Here is a 20,074-nt window from a genome sequence, read left to right on the forward strand (position 1 = left end):
TTCACATCTTGAGCGCAGCGGTCATCGAGTTACCGCTGCCTAAAGTGAATGATGTATTATTCCGGTACCTTACCATTCTCGGCGTGTGGCTTTACGCGCCACCCGCCGTATCTCCCTCATCCGGCAGGACCGGCTTTCCGCGGTGGAAGACGATCTCCTGCTGCGGGAACGGAATCTCGATGCCCTCCGCGCGGAAGCGCTGCAGAATGGCGATCCTGAGGTTGTTCCGGATGCGAAGACCATCGCCCATGTCAGCGAGATGGAAACGAAGCTCGAAATTCAGCGACGACGGCCCAAATGTCAGGAACTCGACGTGAGGCTCCGGATTCCGCAGCACTTCGGGGATCTGGTCAACGAGTTCCAGCAGAATGTCCATCACCCGTTGCGGGTCAGCGTTGTAGCTGACAGCGATCGGAATTTCCGAACGGCCGATCTTGTTGCGATGCGTCCAGTTGCCGACCGCGGCGTTGATCAGGTCGGAGTTCGGCACGATGATAGATTGTTTGCGGAAGGTCTCGATCTCGGTCGCACGTACAGAAATCCGCTTGACGATGCCTTCGTTTGCACCCGTCACCACGTGGTCACCCACCTTGAACGGACGTTCCACCAGCAGAATCAGTCCCGAAACAAAGTTCGATACGATGTTCTGCAGGCCGAAACCGATACCGACCGACAGTGCAGACGCGACAAGAGCAAAGCTTGAAAGGTCAATGCCCGCAGCCGACACGCCGACAATGACGGCAAGCCCGACGCCGAGATAGCCGATGCCCGTCTTCACCGAGTTTCGGACACCGAGATCCACCTGGCTTCGGGCAAGAACGTTGTTGTCGATCCACTTCTGAACCCAGTGGGTGACGACAAAGCCCAATCCGAACAGAAGTATGCCGCCGAAAATGCCGACGATCGAGATTGAGACGTTACCGATCCGGATTTCGGTGAAGAAATTGTAGATCCATGCCTCGATATCCGTGGTCTGGAAGCCCCAGGTCAGAAGGATGAGCGGGATGCCGAGAAACAGGGCGAACGCATAGATGCCGAGGCCGGCAACAAGCCCTGTCTGGTCGAGCGCGACCTCGCCAAAATTGCGGCGCTCCGCCAGCTGCCGACCGGCGCCGGTGTTCTTGAACGCACCCTGCTTGGAGATCGCCTTGCCCGACAGGAAGCCCAGATAGACCAGGACGACAACCGCGCCGGTCAGCACGATCTGCGTCGCGACAAAACGGGCAAGACCAATGTAGCCCGTCAGGACAGCAAGCAGAAGCAGCCCGCCCATGATCTTCAACAGACCGGAGAAAAACCGCGGCCAGGGATGGCCGGTACTGCCGCCACGATCCTCGCCCTCGGCAACGCGCGGCCGAACAAAGGAAATGGCGATCAGGATGAGACCAACGATGACAGCGGCGAACAGGCTCTTGACGATCGTCAGAACCAGCGGCGAGTTCAATGCTTCGCTGATCGCGCCGAGAAGGTAATCCAGTCCGTTGACCACCGCCATAACGAGCACGGCCAATGTCAGCAGCCGCGCGCCCTTGTCGGTGATGCGCACCAGTCGCCATGCCGGCTCTCCCGGCGCCATTACGCCATAGGTGAGCTTCCAGACAAACGAGACGAACCAGATGAAGCCGAACAGCGAAGCAATGATCGGCGCCACATCGGGTCTGAGAACATTGAACCCATCGAGGAAGAGATAGGAGGTCACCAGAAAGGCCGCGATCGAGACCGTCTGGATCACGGTCGACCAGAAGGCGACCGAAAGACGCTTGATGTAGGATGGATCTTCCTGACCGTTGCGACGAATGAAGCGGCCGAAAATGCGGTAGCCGCCCCAGAGGAATAGGGCCGCAGCACCGATGGACAGCGCGATGGCGCTCAGAAGCTGAAGCAGCTTGAAGCGGATGACAAAGCCGATCCAACTGCCAAGCGTCGCGTTGAAGTTGTGCACTTCAGTTACGAAGGCATTGCCCGCCTCGATGAATAGATCGGCGTTCAATTCCGTATGACGAAACAGCGTCTGCGCGAACAGGGCACGGCGCAGGTTGGTGATCGTGTTGGCGAGATTTGTCGCGCTGTTGGCCAGGTTGTTGGCATCATCGACGATGAGGTTCAGCTCGGAACGCTCATTGACCAGCTTGCCGCGCTCCTCGGCGACGGCCGGCGCTTCCTGCGGCTGCCCTTCGGCCGGTGGTTCTCCGAGGCTCGTCAACCTGGACTGGATCTGCGTGACACGTGCCTTCAGCGTGTCAGACGCGCTGCGCATCTGTTCGACGATCTCTTCCGCCTGCAGGCGAAGCTCGGCCAGTCGGCCGTCGTCGGTCGTATCCTGCCTGACCTGATCGTTGAACGTGGTCAGCCGGCCGCGAAGGCTGTCCAATGTCTCCTTCATTTCATGATTGATCGAGTCGACCGTCACCATCGACTGTGGGTTTTGCTGAGCAGATGCCTGCGGTTGCCCGGCCTGCCCGGGGGCTGCCTGGCCCGGCGCGGTCTGGGCTGGTGCCGCTTGGGTCGGTGCAGCCGGGGTTGGCGCAGCCTGCGCCGGCGCAGCCGGGGTCGGTGCAGCCTGGGTTGACGTCGTACCGTTTTGCGGAGCCTGCGCATTGGCCGTAAACGCTGCTGCGGTCACAAGCAGGACGATCATGGATGCGCGGATCGTTCGCGTCATCAGCGACAAGGGATCGAAGGAGTTCACGCGCACCGGTCTCTACTCTTCTCAGGACAATCGGAATCGCAGGCACGAATAGAGGCACTTCAAGGCGAAGAAAAGGACGTCCTGCACAGCTTGAAAATTCCTTGGGAACTTTGGAACATTCTGCTGCGTTACCAATCGCAAATTCAAAACGTGAGGGTAAGACATGGAAGAAGCAGGCATCGGCTGGATCGCAGCCATCATCATCGGCGGCATTGCAGGCTGGCTGGCAGAACAGTTCATGAAGAGCAATATGGGCGTCTTCATGAACATCCTTCTCGGCATCGTCGGCGCGATCATCGCCAACGCCATTCTCGGCTTCTTCGGCGTTGTGCTGGGCGGCTGGATTGGCTACCTCATCGCCGGCTTTATCGGCGCCTGCATACTTATTGCAGTTGCGCGCGCCTTTAGACGCTAAGCGCTGATTAGATCAGGTCTGATCAAAAACCCGACCCCGGCAGAGCAAGATACTCGAGCTCTTCCGGGGTCGAATTGCGTCCGAGCAAAGCATTTCGATGCGGGAAGCGGCCGAACTGACGGATCACCTCCCGGTGCTTGACCGCGTAGTCGTGATATCGTTCGTCGCCGAGGAGAGCAAAAAGCTCGACTGCGCGATCCTGGTCTTCAAGCGCTTCCGAATGCTCGAAGGGCAGATACAGGAAGCACCGCTCATGCAGACCGGCGCCCGTATCGACACCTTCGTCGACTGCCAGCCTCGCCTCCCGCAACGCGATCCAATCTGTTGCGAACGCCAGCGGTGTGCCCCGATAGATATTGCGAGAAAACTGGTCAAGCACGATGATGGCCGCGAGATGCCCCTCGCGTAAACCTCGCCACGTATCCAGATCTCCATGCGCCAGAAACAAGTGAGTCGCCGCGAAATGCTTCGAGATTGCGACGTCCAGCGCAGGGTTCTTTTCGAACCATTTCTCCGGTCCCAGTTCGACGAACCAGAAATTCAGCACGTCTTCAGGGGTACGAACCGCTTCAGAACTCATGAAGCTTGCTCCAGTTGAACACCGTCGGACGACTTGCCCATTATTACCAGCAGAGCCTCCACGACGAGCCTGTGATCGTCTCGCTGCGGGAGACCCGATACGGTGACTGCGCCGATACAGCCTGCCCCGTCCACCTTTATCGGAAAACTGCCGCCATGCGGTGCATAGTCGGCAATAGGAAGCGAGAACTTTGCCTCGAGTGTTGTCTCCTGCCTGGTCATTTTCAGACCCATCCCATAGCTCGACTGAAAGAAGCGCAGGACGACATTGCTCTTGCGCCGAACCCAGTCTTCGTTGTCAGGCATCGACCCCGGCAACGCCGTGTAAAAGAGTGGCATCGAGTGAAGCCGGATACCGATCGCGACTGGCAGCCCCTTCTCGATCGCCATGTCGCGCAGCAAAGAACCGAGCTGCCAGGCTTCGTCCGGACCAAAGCGGTCGAAAATCAGGGCCGCTTCCTGCTCGGCGATCCTGTCGATATCCTGTTCAAGCGTCATGGTATTTCCCCGTTTGTAGCCTCATTGATGACGGTGGAATTGGAGAATGTAAATATCCTGCCCGCCAGCGCCGTTGCTGATCTTCCGGCAGACCATCCGTTCCACGGTTTGCGGAAAGACAATTGTAAATTGCTTGTGCGCAACCGCGAAGAAGCGGATAGAGGAAATTACCTCCAATCCTTCCCATTCAGGCCTCCCTATCATGGATCTATTTACCGCTGCTGGCTTGGCTGCCCTCGTCGAGGTCATTGCCATCAATCTCGTGCTGTCCGGCGACAACGCGATCGTTATCGGTCTTGCCGCTGCCGGCCTTCCGGCGGACATGCGCAAGAAGGCAATCCTGTTCGGCATCGCGGCCGCAACCGTGCTTCGTCTGATCTTTGCAGCGGTCACCTCATACCTTCTCGGCATCGTCGGGCTGCAGCTTGTCGGCGGCCTGTTGCTCGCCTGGGTGTGCTGGAAAATGTGGAGCGAACTGCGTGCCCACGATACGGCAGACGCCGACGCGCTCAACGCTGCGGCCGCCAACCAGCCGCAAAAGACGTTTTTTCAAGCGGCAATGCAGATCGTCGTCGCTGATGTGTCCATGTCACTGGACAACGTCCTTGCCGTTGCCGGAGCTGCTCAGGAGCATTCCGCAGTCCTGATCATCGGTCTCGTCGTGTCGATTGCGATGATGGGTATCGCTGCCAATTTCGTGGCGAACCTGCTCAACCGCTACCGCTGGATCGCCTATCTCGGCCTCGCCGTGATCGTCTATGTCGCTATCACCATGATCTATCACGGCACGATCGAAGTCTTGCCGCTGATCCAGTCTGCCTAGTCGTTTTGGTTCGTTTTGAAACAGCGGTTTAAACGCTTATTACCTTACGATCGAGATTGACCGTTGAATCAGAGCGTTGCCATTGAAGCAGCCCGGCTAGCAACGTTAGGTGGTCGCAGCCGGCAATAACCGGTCAGGGGCTCGCGGACCCCCAGCTCGAAAGTGCTGGTGAGCCCCGTCCAATCGCTGACCGAGGTCAATGGCGGTTCCCGCCTGACGCGAGGCGGGTCAAACTTCGGTTATCCCCTGCCCCGATGCGATTGACCGTACCAGCACTCTCCTTTAGAAGCGGCATTCTTCCGAAGCAGGCTCTTCGGTGTGACGAATATTCCGGAGTTGGAACGGATGGCGGTGTTTCCGGCAGGAACACGAGAGACGGCCCGGTGCGCGCAGGACAAGCTCCCGTCGCAATGGGCAGTCTTTGTCGCGGCACTGCTGATCGCCTTCGTCGCTCTTCTGTCTGGTGGCCTTCGTGACAGCCAGGCAATTTTGCGCATTGCGCATTCCAGCGAGAAGAGCTCGGAGACACCACAAGCCAGCAAACGCGATCCTATTCGCACGCTGGCGACTGCCGACCGCAGGGAGGCTGGTCCCAGCCAGTGGAGCGGCGCAGACGGCGCTTTGGCTTTCACCGCCTCGACACTGACGATTCCGGAATTTGCTCAGGCGATTGCATCCGCGCTCACCGATGCCAATCCTATCGGCACGCATTGGCCGGTTCCGCTGCCGCGCGCACCGCCCGTCGTCTCCTAAGCGCGATAGTCGAACCTCACACGCATACGGCCCCTTGCTGCGAAACGCGCAACCGGGGCGAAGCAGGATCTTAAAACATGAGAAATTCACCCTGGCTGGTGGCGAGCTATATCCTTGTCATCGTGTTCGGCTTCCTGGTGGCGATGCCGAACATTCTGCCGCAATCGGTCCTCGACCGCGTGCCTTCCTTCCTGCCTCACAGCCGTGTGTCGCTCGGTCTCGACCTTCGCGGCGGTTCGCATCTGGTGCTGGAAGTGGACCGCGCTGATCTCATCAACGAGCGTGTCCAGGGCCTGATCCAGGATGCACGCCGCGTTCTGCGCGAAAAGAACCTCGCAACATCGGCTATCCGTCGCTCGGGCGAGGCTGTGCTAGTTACGCTTCGCGATCCAGCGCAGCGCGATCAGGCCGTCACCGAGTTGCAGACGCTCGCGAACCCGATCGGGCTTGGCACGACGGTTGGTGGCAGCGACCTTTCCATCACCAGCCAGGGCGACAACACGATTTCCATCGCTCAGACGGATGCGGGGATCACCTCCCATATCAACGCTGCCGTTGAGCAAAGCCTTGAGATCATCCGCCAGCGCGTTGACCAGGTCGGCGTCGCCGAGCCGACGATCCAGCGTGTGGGTTCGGACCGCGTTCTCGTCCAGCTTCCAGGCGAACAGGACCCTTCGCGCCTGCGCCAGCTTCTCGGCTCGACCGCCAAGATGAGCTTCCACCTTCTCGGTGACCAGGGCCAGCCGGGCGTAACCATGATCGCAGACGAAAGCGGTCAGCAGTATCCGGTGCTCGACCGCGTCGAGCTCTCCGGTGACCGCCTGACCGATGCCCGCGCTGCCTTCGACCAGCAGAGCCGCCAGCCGATCGTCACCTTCCGGTTCGACAGTGCCGGTGCAGCCCGCTTTGCCCAGATCACACAGGCCAATGTGGGCCGTCCGTTTGCGATCGTGCTCGACAACAAGGTGCTCAGTGCACCCGTTATCCAGACGCCGATCACCGGCGGTTCCGGTCAGATTTCGGGCAGCTTCACGCCTGAGGACGCGACCACCCTTTCCGCGCTGCTGCGCGCCGGCTCCCTGCCCGCCAAGCTCACTGTCATCGAAGAACGCACCGTCGGCGCCGACCTTGGCTCCGATGCGATCGAAATGGGCATCTTCACCGGCCTCATCGGCTTCGTCCTCGTCGTCTGCTTTATCTTCTTCCTTTACGGAAGCTGGGGCATTCTGGCCAACGCTGCGCTTCTCATCAACGTCGTCCTGACCTTTGCCGGCCTCACCTTGATCGGGTCGACGCTCACCCTGCCCGGCATCGCCGGCGTGGTGCTCGGCATTGGTCTTGCAGTCGATGCGAACGTTCTGATCAACGAGCGCATCAAGGAAGAAACCCGCAAGGGCAAGAGCGCGTTTGCGGCAATCGACTCGGGCTTTGCCCGCGCCTACTCGACCATCGTCGACAGTAACGTCACGGCGCTGATCGCGACCGTCCTTCTGTTCTGGTTCGGCTCTGGGCCTGTCCGCGGCTTCGCGGTCACCATGGGCCTCGGCATCATGATCTCGATGTTCACCGCCGTGTCGGTCGTTCGCGTCGCGATGATCTACATTGCCGCACAGCGCAAGCTGAAGAAGATCGAGATCAAGCCGCTTCTACCGATCAATCTCGTTCCGGATGGTACGCGTATCCCGTTCATGAAGGGTCGCTTCATCGGTATCGGCGTGTCGGTTCTCCTGTCGATCGCCTCGCTCGTGCTGTTCGTGACGCCTGGCCTCAACTACGGCGTCGACTTCCGCGGCGGTATCCAGATGGAAGTGGTGACCGCCAACGAAGCCGATCTTGCATCCTTCCGTTCGGGCCTCAACGAACTCGGTCTCGGTGAAGTGGCACTGCAGGAATTCGGTGCCCATAACAGGCTCCTGGTCCGTGTCGAGCGCCAGCCAGGCGGCGAGATCGCCCAGACAGAGGCCGTCGAGAAGCTCAAGACGGAAGTACTGAAGATCGACCAGACTGCCAAGGTTGAGCGTACCGAAGTCGTCGGTCCGAAGGTATCGGGCGAACTTGCGACTGCCGGCTTCCTGTCGGTCCTGCTCGCCTCGATTGCCATGATGATCTACATCTGGGTGCGGTTCGAATGGCCCTTCGCCGTCGGTGCCATCGCGACACTCGTGCTCGATGTGACAAAGACGATCGGCTTCTTCGCAATCACCGGTCTCGACTTCAACCTGACAGCGATTGCCGCGCTGCTGACGCTGGTCGGTTACTCTGTCAACGACAAGGTCGTGGTCTATGACCGCATGCGCGAGAATATGCGCCTCTACAAGAAGATGCCGCTGCGCGACGTGATCGATCTGTCGATCAACGAAACGCTGGCTCGAAGCCTCTATACCTCGGCAACGGCGTTCCTCTCGCTTCTGCCAATGGCTATCTGGGGCGGCAGCGCCGTCTCCAGCTTCGCGATCCCGATGGTGTTCGGCATTCTCGTCGCTGCCCTCTCGTCGGTGTTCATCGCAGCGCCGATCCTGCTGTTCCTTGGCGACTGGCGTACCCGCCATCAGGCACAAAAGCCTGTTGCAGACGACACAGCCGTCGATTCCAAGCAGATCGGCAACGTCTGAGACGTTCTACCATCCAGACAAAAGGGCGGGTCGTTTCCCGCCCTTTTTCATTTCCACGTTTTAAACCCGGTTTTCCATGGTCGATCTTGCCGCCTATGCGGGCCTGTTCTTTGCTGCATTCATCGCTGCCACGATCTTTCCGATGCAGTCGGAAGCGGTCCTTGTCGGCCTCATCCTGTCGGATCGCTATGCGCTTGCGGCCCTTGTGCTCACGGCCTCCGTCGGCAATACGCTCGGCTCGGTGGTCAACTGGCTGATGGGAATGGGCGTGGAGCGGTTCCGGGACCGACGCTGGTTCCCCGTCAAGCCTGACAAGCTTGAGAAGGCAAAGACCTGGTATCGGAAATACGGAAAGTGGTCGTTGCTCCTGAGCTGGCTACCGATCGGCGGCGATGCCATCACCGTGGTCGCGGGTGTTCTGAAAGAACCGCTGCCAACGTTTCTTGTTTTGGTCTTCATCGGCAAGACGCTTCGCTATGGCGTCGTCGCGGCTGTGACGCTCGGCGTGATTGGTTAAACCATACGAAACATGGAACAATCGTGTGATGTTCCCATTAGTGTTGCCATGTAGGACCATGTTGGGAGGCAGTCATGGCAGAGGCGTTCGGCGCGAAAGAAGAAACACCTGAACTCAAGCGCGTGATGGGCCCCGGGCTGCTGCTGCTGTTCATCGTTGGCGATATTCTCGGAACGGGGATCTACGCGCTGACCGGACAAGTGGCCGCTGAAGTTGGAGGCGTTGTCTGGCTTCCATTCCTCATCGCTTTTCTTGTCGCCCTTCTCACCGCCTGCTCCTATCTCGAACTCGTCACCAAATATCCGCAGGCAGCTGGTGCTGCGCTCTACACCCATAAAGCCTTCGGCGTCCATTTCGTCACGTTCCTTGTCGCCTTCGCCGTGATGTCCTCAGGCATCACGTCTGCGGCGACCGCATCGCGGGCGTTTGCCGCCAACTTCTCGACGTCGCTCGGCCTGGATCTCGGGGTCTGGGGCGTACCGCTGATCGCCGTCGGCTTCATTGCGCTGGTGGCAGCGGTCAATTTCCGCGGTGTCGGTGAAAGCGTAAAGCTCAACGTCGTGCTGACCGTTGTGGAACTGACCGGCCTTCTCATCATCATCGGCATCGGCCTCTGGGCGATTGCTGGTGGCGAGGGCGATGTGTCGCGTGCCTGGACGTTCGCCACACCGGAAGGCAGCGGAACGTTCTGGCCAGTCGTCGCCGCAACCGGTCTCGCCTTCTTCGCGATGGTCGGGTTCGAGGACTCGGTCAACATGGCCGAAGAGTGCAAGGAGCCAAGCCGTCTCTTCCCGAAAGTGCTGCTGACCGGTCTCGCGATCACCGGCGTGATCTACATTCTCGTGGCAATCTCTGCGATTACTCTGGTGCCGGCGAACGAACTGGGCGAAGGGGAAACACCGCTTCTGAAAGTCATCCAGGCCGGAGCGCCCGCGTTCCCGATCAGCATCTTTGCGATCATCACGATGTTTGCTGTCGCCAATTCGGCGCTGATCAACATGATGATGGCAAGCCGGCTGATTTACGGCATGGCCCGCGAAAATGTGCTGCCCGCCATGCTCGGCAAGGTGCACGCAACGCGCCGCACGCCGTATATCGCAATCGTTTTCACATCGCTTCTCGCCGTCTGTCTGATTCTCTTTGCCGGCGGCGTGCCCGCTCTTGGCGGGACGACTGCACTACTGTTGCTTTGCGTCTTTGCGATCGTCAATGTCGCCGTGCTGGTGCTGCGCAAGGACAAGGTAGATCACAAGCACTTCCGGACACCAACGATCTTGCCGGTTCTTGGTGTGATCTCCTGCGTTTTTCTGGCGGGTCCCTGGGCCGGTCGCGATCCGGTCCAGTATGCCATTGCCGCCGCCCTGCTTGGCCTCGGCGTCATACTGTGGATCGCCACCGTCCAGTTCATGAAAACATCCAGCAGGGCTGCCTGACCGGTACTAGAAGACCGGCGTCAGCCTCTTAGGCTCTGGACTGAAAGGTGATGACGCCGTCGTTGGCGACGCTTACCGAAACACCGGTATAATCCGGGATCCGGAAGTGCCCGCCTTCGACGTCGTGGGTATGGGTGGCGGTGATCACCATGACATCGGCACCCGCCGCCTCGCCTGCCTTGATGCCGGCAGGGACGTCCTCGAACACCATCACGTTGGACGGGTCTGCGCCAAGCCGTTTCGCGCCGAGCCTGTAGCCCTGCGGGTCCGGTTTGCCGATCGTGACGTCCTCGGCAGTGACCAGCATGGACGGTATCGCAAGGCCAGCTGCGGCAAGTCTTGCCTTTGCGAGTTCCAGCGGCGACGACGTCACGACACCCCATTGCCCCGCGGGCAGGCTTGCCAAGAATTCAGCAGCGCCCGGAATCTGAACGATACCCTCGACATCGTCGATCTCGCCGCGCAGAACCTTCTCCGCTTCCACTGCCGGATCAAGACCCGGCAGGTTGAGGCTGGTGATCGTATCGATGCCGCGCTTGCCGTGCATGAAGGGCAGGAATTTCTCCACGTCGAGCCCCTGCTCTGCCGCCCAGCGTCCCCAGACACGTTCGGCAGAAGCAATCGAATTGAGGATCGTTCCGTCCATGTCGAAGAGAAAGCCGCGATAACCTCTGGTCGGCAGGACGATGACGTTTTGGGAGACTGACAATGCGGAATTCCTTTTGGAGAGACTGACGGGATTTGCAGGACCGGATACGCATCCGGACTACAGATAGGAGGGAGCCGGCGCAATTGACGGCGAGGTTCGAAGCGTTAGAACTGAGAATGGGAATGGAGAAAACCCTATGAATGAGGATTTGATGGGGCACGCGGATCTGCGCGACCGCGGCGTGCTGATTACGGGCGGCGGATCCGGCATTGGCGCGGCGCTTGTCGAGGGATTTGCAGCCCATGGCGCGAAGGTCGCGTTTATCGACATTGCCGACGAACCCAGCACAGCACTGGCGGACCGGCTTTCCGCGATCAACGATCATCCAGTCCGATATATAAGGGCGGATTTGCGCGATACCGACGCCATCAAACATGCGGTCGATCATGCGGCAGCGAGCCTTGGGTCACTCTCGGTGCTCGTGAACAATGCCGCCTGGGACGATCGCCGGGATCTCGACGATATCACCGAAGATTACTGGGACCTCAGCCAGGCGATCAATTTGAAGCAGGTGTTCTTCACATCGCAAGCCGCCGTGCCGCATATGCGGTTGGCGGGCGGTGGTGCGATCGTCAATTTCTCATCGATCGCCTGGATGCTCAACATGGGTGGCATGCCATCCTACACAACCGCCAAGGCCGGTATCGTCGGTCTGACCAAAAGCCTCGCCGGCAGGCTTGGGCCGGAAAATATCCGGGTCAATGCCATCCTGCCCGGCATGATCGTCACCGAGCGGCAAAAGGACCTGTGGCTGAAGGATGAGGACATCGCCGCGATGATTGGGCGCCAGTGCCTCAAACGCAGCTTGGTGGCGCAGGATGTCGTGGGCCCTTGTTTGTTTCTCGCATCGAGCGCCGCGGCTGCCATGACTGCGCAGACACTGGTGATCGATGGTGGCGCGATCTAGCGATAAAGAGAGTTGGTGCCCCTGCCGAGGAATTGAACCTGGATCGGCTGCAAACGAAGCAGCTGCTCTGGCTTTGAGCTACGAGGGGCGTGCGAACTGATTGCCACCGATTGGTAAGCAGCGCAATCACAGCCTTTACCAATGGTTACGGGGTAAGGTTAACCCTGGCCCATTATGGCTTGGCACAATTGAAAATGCCCTGCGGATCCTTCCAGAGGAAAAACCCGCAGGGCCTGGAGGCCAGCTACTCCGCTGGAGAGAGAGCGGGCGGCGCCTCCAAACCGTGCTGCCGCAGCGGCCGCATTCCGGTCATCAGGCGCGCCAGCATATAGAACACCGGCGTCATGAAGATGCCGAAGAAGGTCACCCCGATCATGCCGGAGAATACCGCGATGCCCATGGCGACGCGCATTTCCGCACCGGCGCCGGTGGACACGACCAGCGGCACGACGCCCATGATAAAGGCCATCGACGTCATAAGGATCGGGCGAAGGCGAAGCCGGCTGGATTCGACCGCGGCCTCGAACGGCGTTCGACCTTCGAACTCCAGCTCGCGGGCGAATTCCACGATCAGGATCGCGTTCTTCGCTGACAGTCCGACCAGCACCACCAACCCAATCTGGGTGAAGATGTTGTTGTCGCCTCCCGTCAGCCAGACACCCGTCAGTGCCGCCAGCACGCCCATCGGCACGATCATGATTATCGCAATCGGCAGCGTCAGGCTTTCGTACTGGGCCGCCAGCACGAGATAGACCAGCAGCAGGGCGAGCGGAAACACGATGATGCTCGAATTGCCGGCAAGGATCTGCTGGTAGGTGAGATCGGTCCACTCGAAGGCAACGCCTGACGGCAGTGTTTCGTCGAGGATCTTGGTGATCGCCGCTTCCGCCTGACCGGAGGAGAAGCCAGGTGCCGGCGCTCCGTTGATATCCGCGGCGAGGAAGCCGTTGTAGCGCGTCGTGCGTTCCGGACCCGTCTGGGCGTCCACCTTGAGGAGCGCCGAAAGCGGGATCATCTGGCCCGATTGCGAACGAACTTTCAATGCACCGATATCCTCGGGCTTGGCGCGGAACTGCGCATCCGCCTGCACCCTCACGCTGTAGGTACGGCCAAACGCGTTGAAGTCGTTGACGTAGAGTGAGCCGAGATAGATCTGCAGCGTCTCGAACACGTCGGTGACGGATACGCCCAGCTGTTCGGCCTTGGCGCGGTCGAGATCGGCGAACAGCTGCGGGACGTTGATCTGGAAGCTGGAGAAGATGCCTGCCAGTTCCGGCGCCTGCATGGCCTTGGCAATCACGGCCTTGGTTGCATCGTCCAGTGCCTGGTAACCGTAACCGGCGCGGTCTTCGAGTTGCAGCTTGAAGCCGCCCGTGGTGCCGAGACCGTTGACCGGCGGCGGCGGGAACATCGCGATGAACGCATCCTGGATACCGGCGAATTTCTGGTTCAGTGCCATGGCGATGGCGCCGCCCGAAAGCTCCGGCGTCGTGCGGTTCTCGAAGTCGTCAAGCACCGCGAAGACGATGCCGGAATTCGATCCGATCGTGAAACCATTGATCGACAGGCCCGGGAATGCAATCGCATGCTCGACGCCCGGCTGCTTCAGGGCGATGTCGCTCATGCGCTTCACCACATCTTCGGTACGGTCGAGCGTTGCCCCATCCGGCAGCTGTGCAAAGCCGATCAGATACTGCTTGTCCTGCGCCGGTACGAAGCCGCCCGGCACCGCGTTGAACACGCTGTAGGTTGCACCGATTAGGGCGAGATAGATCACCATGACGATACTCTTGCGCGACAAAAGCCCCCCCACCGTGCGGCCATAACCGTTCGAGGCGGAGCCGAAGACCCGGTTGAAGCCGCGGAAGAACCAGCCGAACAGCCAGTCCATGCCACGCGTCAGCCGGTCCTTCGGGGCATGATGCCCCTTGAGCAGAAGAGCTGCCAGTGCCGGCGACAGGGTCAGCGAGTTGATCGCCGAGATCACCGTCGAGATGGCGATGGTGAGCGCGAACTGGCGGTAGAACTGGCCGGACAAGCCCGAGATGAAGGCGAGCGGCACGAACACGGCGACGAGAACGAGCGCGATCGCGATGATCGGTCCGGAGACTTCGCGCATTGCCTTGTAGGTGGCGTCGCGCGGATTGAGACCGTTTTCGATATTGCGCTCGACATTCTCGACGACGACGATCGCGTCATCCACGACAATACCGATCGCCAGCACCAGGCCGAACAGCGTCAGCGCGTTGATCGAGAAGCCGAGTGCATACATCACGGCGAACGTGCCGATGATCGAGACCGGAACCGCGATCAGCGGAATGATCGATGCACGCCAGGTCTGCAGGAAGACGATGACGACGATGACGACCAGCGCAATGGCTTCGAGCAGCGTATCGACGACCTTTTCGATCGACGAGCGGACGAACTGCGTGGTGTCGTAGACGATCTCGTATTTGACACCTTCCGGCATCGCCAGCTGGAGCTGATCCATGGTCGCGCGGACCGTATCGGCGATCTCGATCGCATTCGAGCCAGGAGCCTGCAGGACGGGAATGGCAACGGCCGGGCGTCCGTCGAGAAGCGACCGCAGCGTATAGTCGGCGGCCCCCATCTCGACCCTTGCGACGTCGCGAAGCCTGGTGATCTCGCCGTTGGAGCCGCTCTTGACGATGATGTTGGCGAACTCTTCGGGCGACTGCAAACGTCCCTGGGCATTGACGTTGAGCTGGAGGTCGGTGCCCGGCAGGTTCGGCGAGGCGCCGATAATGCCGGCTGCGGCTTGGACGTTCTGCGCGCGGATCGCGTCCGTCACATCGCTTGCCGCGAGATTGTGCTCGGCAGCCTTTTGCGGATCGATCCAGACGCGCATGGAATAGTCGCCGGCACCGAAAACCTGCACCTGGCCGACGCCTTCGATCCGTGCCAGCCGATCCTTGACGTTCAGCGTCGCGTAGTTGCGAAGGTAGGTGAGGTCATAACGGTCACTATCCGAGACAAGGTTGACGACCATGATGAAGTCGGGCGAACTTTTGATCGTGGTGATGCCGAGCGCCCTCACCTCGGATGGCAAGCGCGGTTCAGCCTGGCTGACGCGGTTTTGCACCAGCTGCTGCGCCTTGTCCGGATCTGTGCCGAGCTTAAAGGTCACCGTCAGCGTCATGACGCCGTCCGATGTGGCCTGGCTCGACATGTAGAGCATGTCTTCGACGCCGTTGATCTGCTCTTCTAGCGGCGTCGCAACCGTCTCGGCAATCACGACCGGATTGGCGCCGGGATAGGTCGCTTTCACCACGACCGAAGGCGGAACCACGTTCGGATATTCGGAAATCGGAAGTGCGCGCATGCCAAGCAGGCCGGCGACCACGATCAGGATCGACAGGACGCCAGCAAAAACCGGTCTGTCGATGAAAAATCTTGAAATATTCATTGTCTAAGCCCTCTCTCCAGGGTCGAACAGAAACAACAGGCTCCCCTCTCGCGGCCTGTGCAGGCCGCGAGTGCTTACCGTGTCTCGCAATTGTAGTTGTGGTTGCGGCCCGCCCCTCCAGTTAGGGAGAAGCAGACCGCATCAAGTCACTTGGTGGCGACTTCGTCCTGCGGCGCCACGATCGCGCCCGGGCGGATGCGCTGTAGCCCGCTGACGACGACACGATCGCCGGCAGAAAGGCCCTTTTCGACGATCCGCTGACCATCGATCACCGATCCGAGCTGAACCTGCCGGTAGCCGACCTTGTCGCCCGCCTCGACAACCAGCACGAACTTCTTGTCCTGATCGGTGCCGATCGCCTTTTCGCTGACGAGAAGGCGATCTTCGGCCTTGGGTTCACCCATGCGGACCCGCACGAACTGACCGGGGATCAAGCGCCCGCCCGGATTGTCGAAGACCGCGCGGACGCGGATCGTGCCGCTTGCCGCGTTGACCTCGTTGTCGATCAGCTGCAGCTTGCCACGGACAGGCGTCGTTGACGCGAGCGTGCTGGCCTCAACCGGAACGTCTCCAATCGCCGGCACGCCGTCCTTGACGTCGACCTGGGCCAGTGTGCGGGCCACCAGTTCTTCGGCTGCATCAAAGCTTGCGTAGATCGGGCTGCTCGACACGAGCGTCGTCAGCACCGCCGAGGCAGAGCCTGCCGCCACGAGATTGCCGACGGTGACTTCAATGCGACCTGCACGCCCGGAGATCGGGGCACGGATCTGGGTATAATCCAGATTGATCTGCGCCGATTTCAGCGTTGCCCTCGCTGCCTGTACATTGGCGATCGCTTCGGCGCGGGCGCTCTGACGCTGCGAAAGATCGCTCTGCGATATGGTGTTGCGCGAGGCGAGCGTCTTGCCCCGTTCGAGCTCGGTCTCGGCATAATCAAGCCTTGCCTGGGCGGATGCCATCTGTCCCTCCGCCTGAGCGACGGCTGCCTTGTAGGGCTCGGGATCGATCGAGACCAGAAGATCGCCTTCCTTTACGAGACCGCCTTCACGGAAATGCACGGACAGGATTGCGCCGGCCACCCTTGGGCGAACCTCGACGCGATCAACAGCTTCCAGACGGCCGGAAAACTCCTGCCAGGTGGTGACGTTCTTCGGCTGCACGGCGGCAACCGTGACCGGCACCGCCGGCTGAGCCGCCGCTTCCGCGGGGGCCGCATGGGCGCCTGTCGGCGTATCGATAGAGAGCGAAGCGCCTGCAATGAGCGCAGCAACACTTATTCCGGCGCCCCACGGGGCCCAGTTTTTGATCTTCAACATAATCATAATCTCCTGACGGTCCTGCCCCAGGGAGGAGGAGAAAACCGTTGTCAAACGCTATAAATCGACGTCTGCTTATTCACTCAACGTTTCGACGAAGCCTTTGAACTCGGCGGATAGACCCGCCATCCAGTTCCCCTGCCCGCCCTTGTAAACACCCGTCCAGCCTGCGCCTTTCGGGAATATTTTCTGCCTGACCGAGACGCCCGAGGCTTCGAGCCGGTCCGCATAGTTGACAACCTCGTCATGCAGCGGATCGTCTTCTGACGTGACGACCAGAGCCGGCGCAAGACCGGATAGCCGCGAACAGAGACAGGGCGCAGCATAGGGATGCTGAAACCCGCAGGCTGCACGCAGGTAATGGCTCCAACCGTCGGACCATTTTTCGCGCATGCCGATATCATCGGCTCGACGAAACGATTTCGAGGCCATCATCGGATCGATCATCGGCGACAGAAGGATCTGTCCCCGAAGCTCGCCCGGCAATTGATCTCGCGCCTTCAAAGCCACGCCCGCCGCGACGTTGCCGCCGGCCTCATCGCCCGCAACGAAAAGCGGGGAACGGGCGGACCCGAAGCGCTTGCGGTTGCTGCTGAGATAGGTCAGCGCCGCGAAGGCGCATTCCATTGCCTGCGGAAACAGGTTGCCCGAGGCGGCACCATAATCCGCCTCGACAACGATCGAACCCGCCTCCGAGAAGACTTTTCCGATCGGCACTTCACGGTCCCGCAGGCCACCTTGCTGGAATGCGGATCCGCGCAGATAGAGTAGAATCGGCGCGACTTTGGCTGCCGGCTGGCCTTCGTAACGGTGTATGGAAACGGGCAGGCCTGCCCATTCGATATCCGCGTTCTTTTTCCAGTCCGTCATCCAGTCCTCCTCGCTATGGAGCCAAAAAGCCACATTGGCGAAAGGCATCTTGCCGAATAACTTGACCCTGATATTATTGTTCCTGACAGAACTCACAAGTCGCTGATATCGGCAACACTGTTCCGGATAGGCGAATAATACAACTTTTCGAACGGGATCAACGATGGACCAGCTTTCCTCTATGCGCGTCTTCGTGCGCGTCGTCGAAACGGGCAATTTCACGCGTGCTGCCGCGACCCTCAATATTCCCAAGACCACGGCCACCAACATGGTCCAGGGTCTAGAGGCGCATCTGCGCACGAAGCTCCTCAACCGCACGACACGTCGGGTCATGGTCACGACCGATGGAGCACTCTACTACGAGCGCGCCGTACAGATCCTGTCGGAACTTGAAGAACTCGACGGCACGATGTCGAAATCGCAGAACCAGCCCACGGGCCGACTGCGTGTCGAGATGGCAGGGGCGTTCGCCGACCTCGTCGTAATCCCCAATTTGTGCGAATTCTACCAGCGCTACCCGCAGATCCAGCTGGATATCGGGGTCGGCGACCGGCTGGTCGATTACATTGCTGAAAATGTCGACTGTGCTCTTCGAGGCGGCACGCCCAAGGACCAGTCGCTGATTGCGCGCAAAGTCGGCGAGCTTCGCATGCGCAATTACCTATCCCCGAACTATCTTGAGCGATTCGGTATGCCGACCCATCCGCGAGATCTGGAGACCGACCATTTCTCTGTCGGTTACCTCAACGCGACGGCCGGCCGGATCATGACCTTCGACTTTTGCAAAGAGGATGAGACGCTGGAGATCATGCCGCGTTACGTCGTCTCGGTGAATGATGCGCGCTCCTACGTCAACGCGGCGGTCGCGGGGCTCGGGATCGCGCAGGCGGCGCGGTTCATGGTCCAGGAGCATGTGCAGAGGGGCGAACTCATCGAGGTCTTCGCCGAATGGGAGTGCGAACCGCTGCCGCTCTACATCGTCTACCCGCAAACCCGGCACCTCTCCAACAAGGTCCGGGTCTTCGTGGATTGGCTCGCCAAACTGGTTCAAGGCTTGAAGGAAGACGAACAGCCGACGGTCACATTGCTGAAAACGGGCTGAACTAGGTCTCAGCCGTAGGGGGACTGACACGTGCGGCGCATGCCGCCGTAGGATGTGTAGCTGTTGTCGTTGGCGCGGTATGAACGGTACCGCGACAGGCACCACTCCTCGTGCGCCGGGTTCCCCATGGATGTTGCGTCGTATGAGGCGTTTTGCGGCGAAGACGAGCGGTCAGTTTCACGGATAAGACGGCCGTCCTGACCACGCCCGATCATCGTGCTCGTGGCGCTGACCTGCTGAACCAGCCCCTGGCCTTCGATGCCGGTGTCTTCGTTGCCAGAAACAATGTTGTCCTGACCATGCGACATTGCGACCGGTGACTGGCAAGCCCGACGCTGGCCACCCCTGTAAGGCTGGTAGGTGTTGTCCTCGAGCCTGTAGGAACGGTAGCGCGCGAAGCACCAGTCGGCATGCGCCTGGTTAACCGATGCATCGGACACAGGATCTACCGACGCCTGGTCTGCCTCATCCAAGGAAGCCGTCTGGACGCCGTCCACCGCATCCGTCGCCTGGTCCTGGGCAGCTACGGGCTGCCCCTGCGCATCCGACGCCGGCAGATCAATCTTTGCGGTCACGGCAGCAATCCGCTCGTAACGCTGATCGCCGCTGCTCACGACCACGGGTGTCGAGGTCCAGAGATCAGGATGGTCAACGTTGGAAAAGCGATGAGGCGCCGGCTCGGCAATGAGATAGGCCGTAGCCGCAACGCCACTCAAGAAGACCGTGACGGCCAAGACAAGCCCGCTCAGAAGTAGAAGGATCGCTTTCACGACGAGGATGCTCCGCAGATTTTCAACATGCGGACAAAATGCATGCGCGCGCAGAGGGTTCCGAACGAATTGCAACCTCGCCCGAGACAAAATGCAAGGTGGTACAAAAAAGCCGACATTTGCTCGGCAGGAAACCCCAGAGTGCACTATTCAGATTGTGATAGACTATCATACGGAAGGAGATTCCGATGAGAACCCTGATCGATGCCTTGGCGCTCACGCTCGCCGCCTTGCCGGCTGAAGCACAGCAGTTTCGCAATACCGAAATCCAGCCAGATGGGACGGGTGGATATTACGGCACCTATGGAAACGAGAATTTCGAGGTAAGGCCACAAGGCGATGGCGTCTCGGGACATATGGGTGGACGCAGACCCGGTGTCATCGAGGAACGGCCCTCACCACGACCCGGAAGCGTCGGCGCGACGCAGCGAAACTGCGTCGTCGACGGCAACGGAAACGCCATTTGCCGGTGAAACCGGCATTTGAACATTTCAATGTAAAGGATTGATTTGGTGGGTGATGTAGGGCTCGAACCTACGACCCGCTGATTAAGAGTCAGCTGCTCTACCAACTGAGCTAATCACCCGTAACCGGTTTGGCGAAGCGTCGTTTCCGCCGGTGTGAGGGCCGTATAAAGAGGAAGTTTAGGCTTGT

The 20,074-nt window shown here is 60.0% G+C and carries 17 protein-coding genes and 2 tRNA genes; 9 read left to right on the top strand and 10 right to left on the bottom strand.

All coding sequences use genetic code 11. The features are described 5' to 3' along the window. Nucleotides 1–91: 91 nt before the first annotated feature. A complete protein-coding gene (locus G6K99_RS12670) occupies nucleotides 92–2,662 on the bottom strand; it encodes a mechanosensitive ion channel family protein (RefSeq protein ID WP_244631474.1) in 2,571 nt (856 codons plus the stop codon). 190 nt (nucleotides 2,663–2,852) lie between these two features. On the opposite strand from G6K99_RS12670, the gene G6K99_RS12675 reads away from it, so the two are divergent. Then, a complete protein-coding gene (locus G6K99_RS12675) occupies nucleotides 2,853–3,104 on the top strand; it encodes a GlsB/YeaQ/YmgE family stress response membrane protein (protein WP_062457205.1) in 252 nt (83 codons plus the stop codon). A 22-nt stretch (nucleotides 3,105–3,126) separates the two neighbouring features. Here the strand turns inward: G6K99_RS12675 and G6K99_RS12680 are convergent, their stop codons facing one another. Then, nucleotides 3,127–3,684, bottom strand: a complete 558-nt coding sequence (locus G6K99_RS12680; RefSeq protein ID WP_174196707.1) for a DUF924 family protein — start codon at nucleotides 3,682–3,684, stop codon at nucleotides 3,127–3,129. Further along, entirely contained in the window at nucleotides 3,681–4,181 is a 501-nt protein-coding gene (locus G6K99_RS12685; protein WP_174196708.1) for a heme-degrading domain-containing protein, read from the bottom strand. The genes G6K99_RS12680 and G6K99_RS12685 overlap by 4 nt, the downstream gene beginning before the upstream one ends. A gap of 202 nt (nucleotides 4,182–4,383) precedes the next feature. Here G6K99_RS12685 and G6K99_RS12690 point away from each other — a divergent pair, with 202 nt between their 5' ends. The 5 genes from G6K99_RS12690 (at nucleotide 4,384) to G6K99_RS12710 (ending at nucleotide 10,319) form a co-directional block, all read left to right on the top strand. Next, the gene (locus tag G6K99_RS12690; RefSeq protein ID WP_092662219.1) at nucleotides 4,384–5,004 is read left to right on the top strand and encodes a TerC family protein; all 621 of its coding nucleotides are present in this window, start codon (nucleotides 4,384–4,386) and stop codon (nucleotides 5,002–5,004) included. A gap of 318 nt (nucleotides 5,005–5,322) precedes the next feature. Then, nucleotides 5,323–5,757 (top strand): hypothetical protein, encoded by a 435-nt coding sequence (locus G6K99_RS12695; protein WP_162759421.1) that lies wholly within the window; start codon nucleotides 5,323–5,325, stop codon nucleotides 5,755–5,757. A gap of 77 nt (nucleotides 5,758–5,834) precedes the next feature. Further along, complete coding sequence (secD, locus tag G6K99_RS12700) at nucleotides 5,835–8,369, top strand: protein translocase subunit SecD (RefSeq protein WP_174196709.1); 2,535 nt, start codon at nucleotides 5,835–5,837, stop codon at nucleotides 8,367–8,369. Between the two features lie 76 nt (nucleotides 8,370–8,445). Beyond that, on the top strand, nucleotides 8,446–8,886 hold the full coding sequence (locus tag G6K99_RS12705) for a YqaA family protein (protein ID WP_174196710.1): 441 nt from the start codon (nucleotides 8,446–8,448) through the stop codon (nucleotides 8,884–8,886). Nucleotides 8,887–8,960: 74 nt separating this feature from the next. Next, on the top strand, nucleotides 8,961–10,319 hold the full coding sequence (locus G6K99_RS12710; RefSeq protein ID WP_092662213.1) for an APC family permease: 1,359 nt from the start codon (nucleotides 8,961–8,963) through the stop codon (nucleotides 10,317–10,319). Nucleotides 10,320–10,347: 28 nt separating this feature from the next. Here the strand turns inward: G6K99_RS12710 and G6K99_RS12715 are convergent, their stop codons facing one another. Continuing rightward, a complete protein-coding gene (locus G6K99_RS12715; RefSeq protein WP_174196711.1) occupies nucleotides 10,348–11,028 on the bottom strand; it encodes an HAD-IA family hydrolase in 681 nt (226 codons plus the stop codon). Between the two features lie 136 nt (nucleotides 11,029–11,164). Here G6K99_RS12715 and G6K99_RS12720 point away from each other — a divergent pair, with 136 nt between their 5' ends. After that, the gene (locus G6K99_RS12720; protein ID WP_174196712.1) at nucleotides 11,165–11,935 is read left to right on the top strand and encodes an SDR family NAD(P)-dependent oxidoreductase; all 771 of its coding nucleotides are present in this window, start codon (nucleotides 11,165–11,167) and stop codon (nucleotides 11,933–11,935) included. 13 nt (nucleotides 11,936–11,948) lie between these two features. Here the strand turns inward: G6K99_RS12720 and G6K99_RS12725 are convergent. The 4 genes from G6K99_RS12725 to G6K99_RS12740 all read right to left on the bottom strand — a co-directional run bounded on the left by G6K99_RS12725 (nucleotide 11,949) and on the right by G6K99_RS12740 (nucleotide 17,548). Next, nucleotides 11,949–12,024 (bottom strand) — tRNA-Thr (locus G6K99_RS12725). A gap of 155 nt (nucleotides 12,025–12,179) precedes the next feature. Next, on the bottom strand, nucleotides 12,180–15,362 hold the full coding sequence (locus tag G6K99_RS12730; RefSeq protein WP_174196713.1) for an efflux RND transporter permease subunit: 3,183 nt from the start codon (nucleotides 15,360–15,362) through the stop codon (nucleotides 12,180–12,182). Between the two features lie 146 nt (nucleotides 15,363–15,508). Beyond that, on the bottom strand, nucleotides 15,509–16,681 hold the full coding sequence (locus tag G6K99_RS12735; RefSeq protein WP_174196843.1) for an efflux RND transporter periplasmic adaptor subunit: 1,173 nt from the start codon (nucleotides 16,679–16,681) through the stop codon (nucleotides 15,509–15,511). Between the two features lie 72 nt (nucleotides 16,682–16,753). After that, complete coding sequence (locus tag G6K99_RS12740; protein ID WP_174196714.1) at nucleotides 16,754–17,548, bottom strand: alpha/beta hydrolase; 795 nt, start codon at nucleotides 17,546–17,548, stop codon at nucleotides 16,754–16,756. 163 nt (nucleotides 17,549–17,711) lie between these two features. On the opposite strand from G6K99_RS12740, the gene G6K99_RS12745 reads away from it, so the two are divergent. Next, nucleotides 17,712–18,650, top strand: coding sequence for a LysR family transcriptional regulator (locus G6K99_RS12745; RefSeq protein ID WP_174196715.1), 939 nt, complete (start codon nucleotides 17,712–17,714; stop codon nucleotides 18,648–18,650). A gap of 8 nt (nucleotides 18,651–18,658) precedes the next feature. Here the strand turns inward: G6K99_RS12745 and G6K99_RS12750 are convergent, their stop codons facing one another. Beyond that, entirely contained in the window at nucleotides 18,659–19,420 is a 762-nt protein-coding gene (locus G6K99_RS12750) for a BA14K family protein (protein ID WP_174196716.1), read from the bottom strand. A 188-nt stretch (nucleotides 19,421–19,608) separates the two neighbouring features. On the opposite strand from G6K99_RS12750, the gene G6K99_RS12755 reads away from it, so the two are divergent. Then, the gene (locus G6K99_RS12755; RefSeq protein ID WP_174196717.1) at nucleotides 19,609–19,893 is read left to right on the top strand and encodes a hypothetical protein; all 285 of its coding nucleotides are present in this window, start codon (nucleotides 19,609–19,611) and stop codon (nucleotides 19,891–19,893) included. A 37-nt stretch (nucleotides 19,894–19,930) separates the two neighbouring features. On the opposite strand, the gene G6K99_RS12760 is transcribed toward G6K99_RS12755, so the two are convergent. After that, nucleotides 19,931–20,006 (bottom strand) — tRNA-Lys (locus tag G6K99_RS12760). Between the last annotated feature and the right edge of the window lie 68 nt (nucleotides 20,007–20,074).

Origin of the sequence: Neorhizobium sp. AL 9.2.2 (assembly GCF_013317225.1) — a bacterium.
Taxonomy (GTDB): Bacteria; Pseudomonadota; Alphaproteobacteria; order Rhizobiales; family Rhizobiaceae; genus Neorhizobium; species Neorhizobium soli.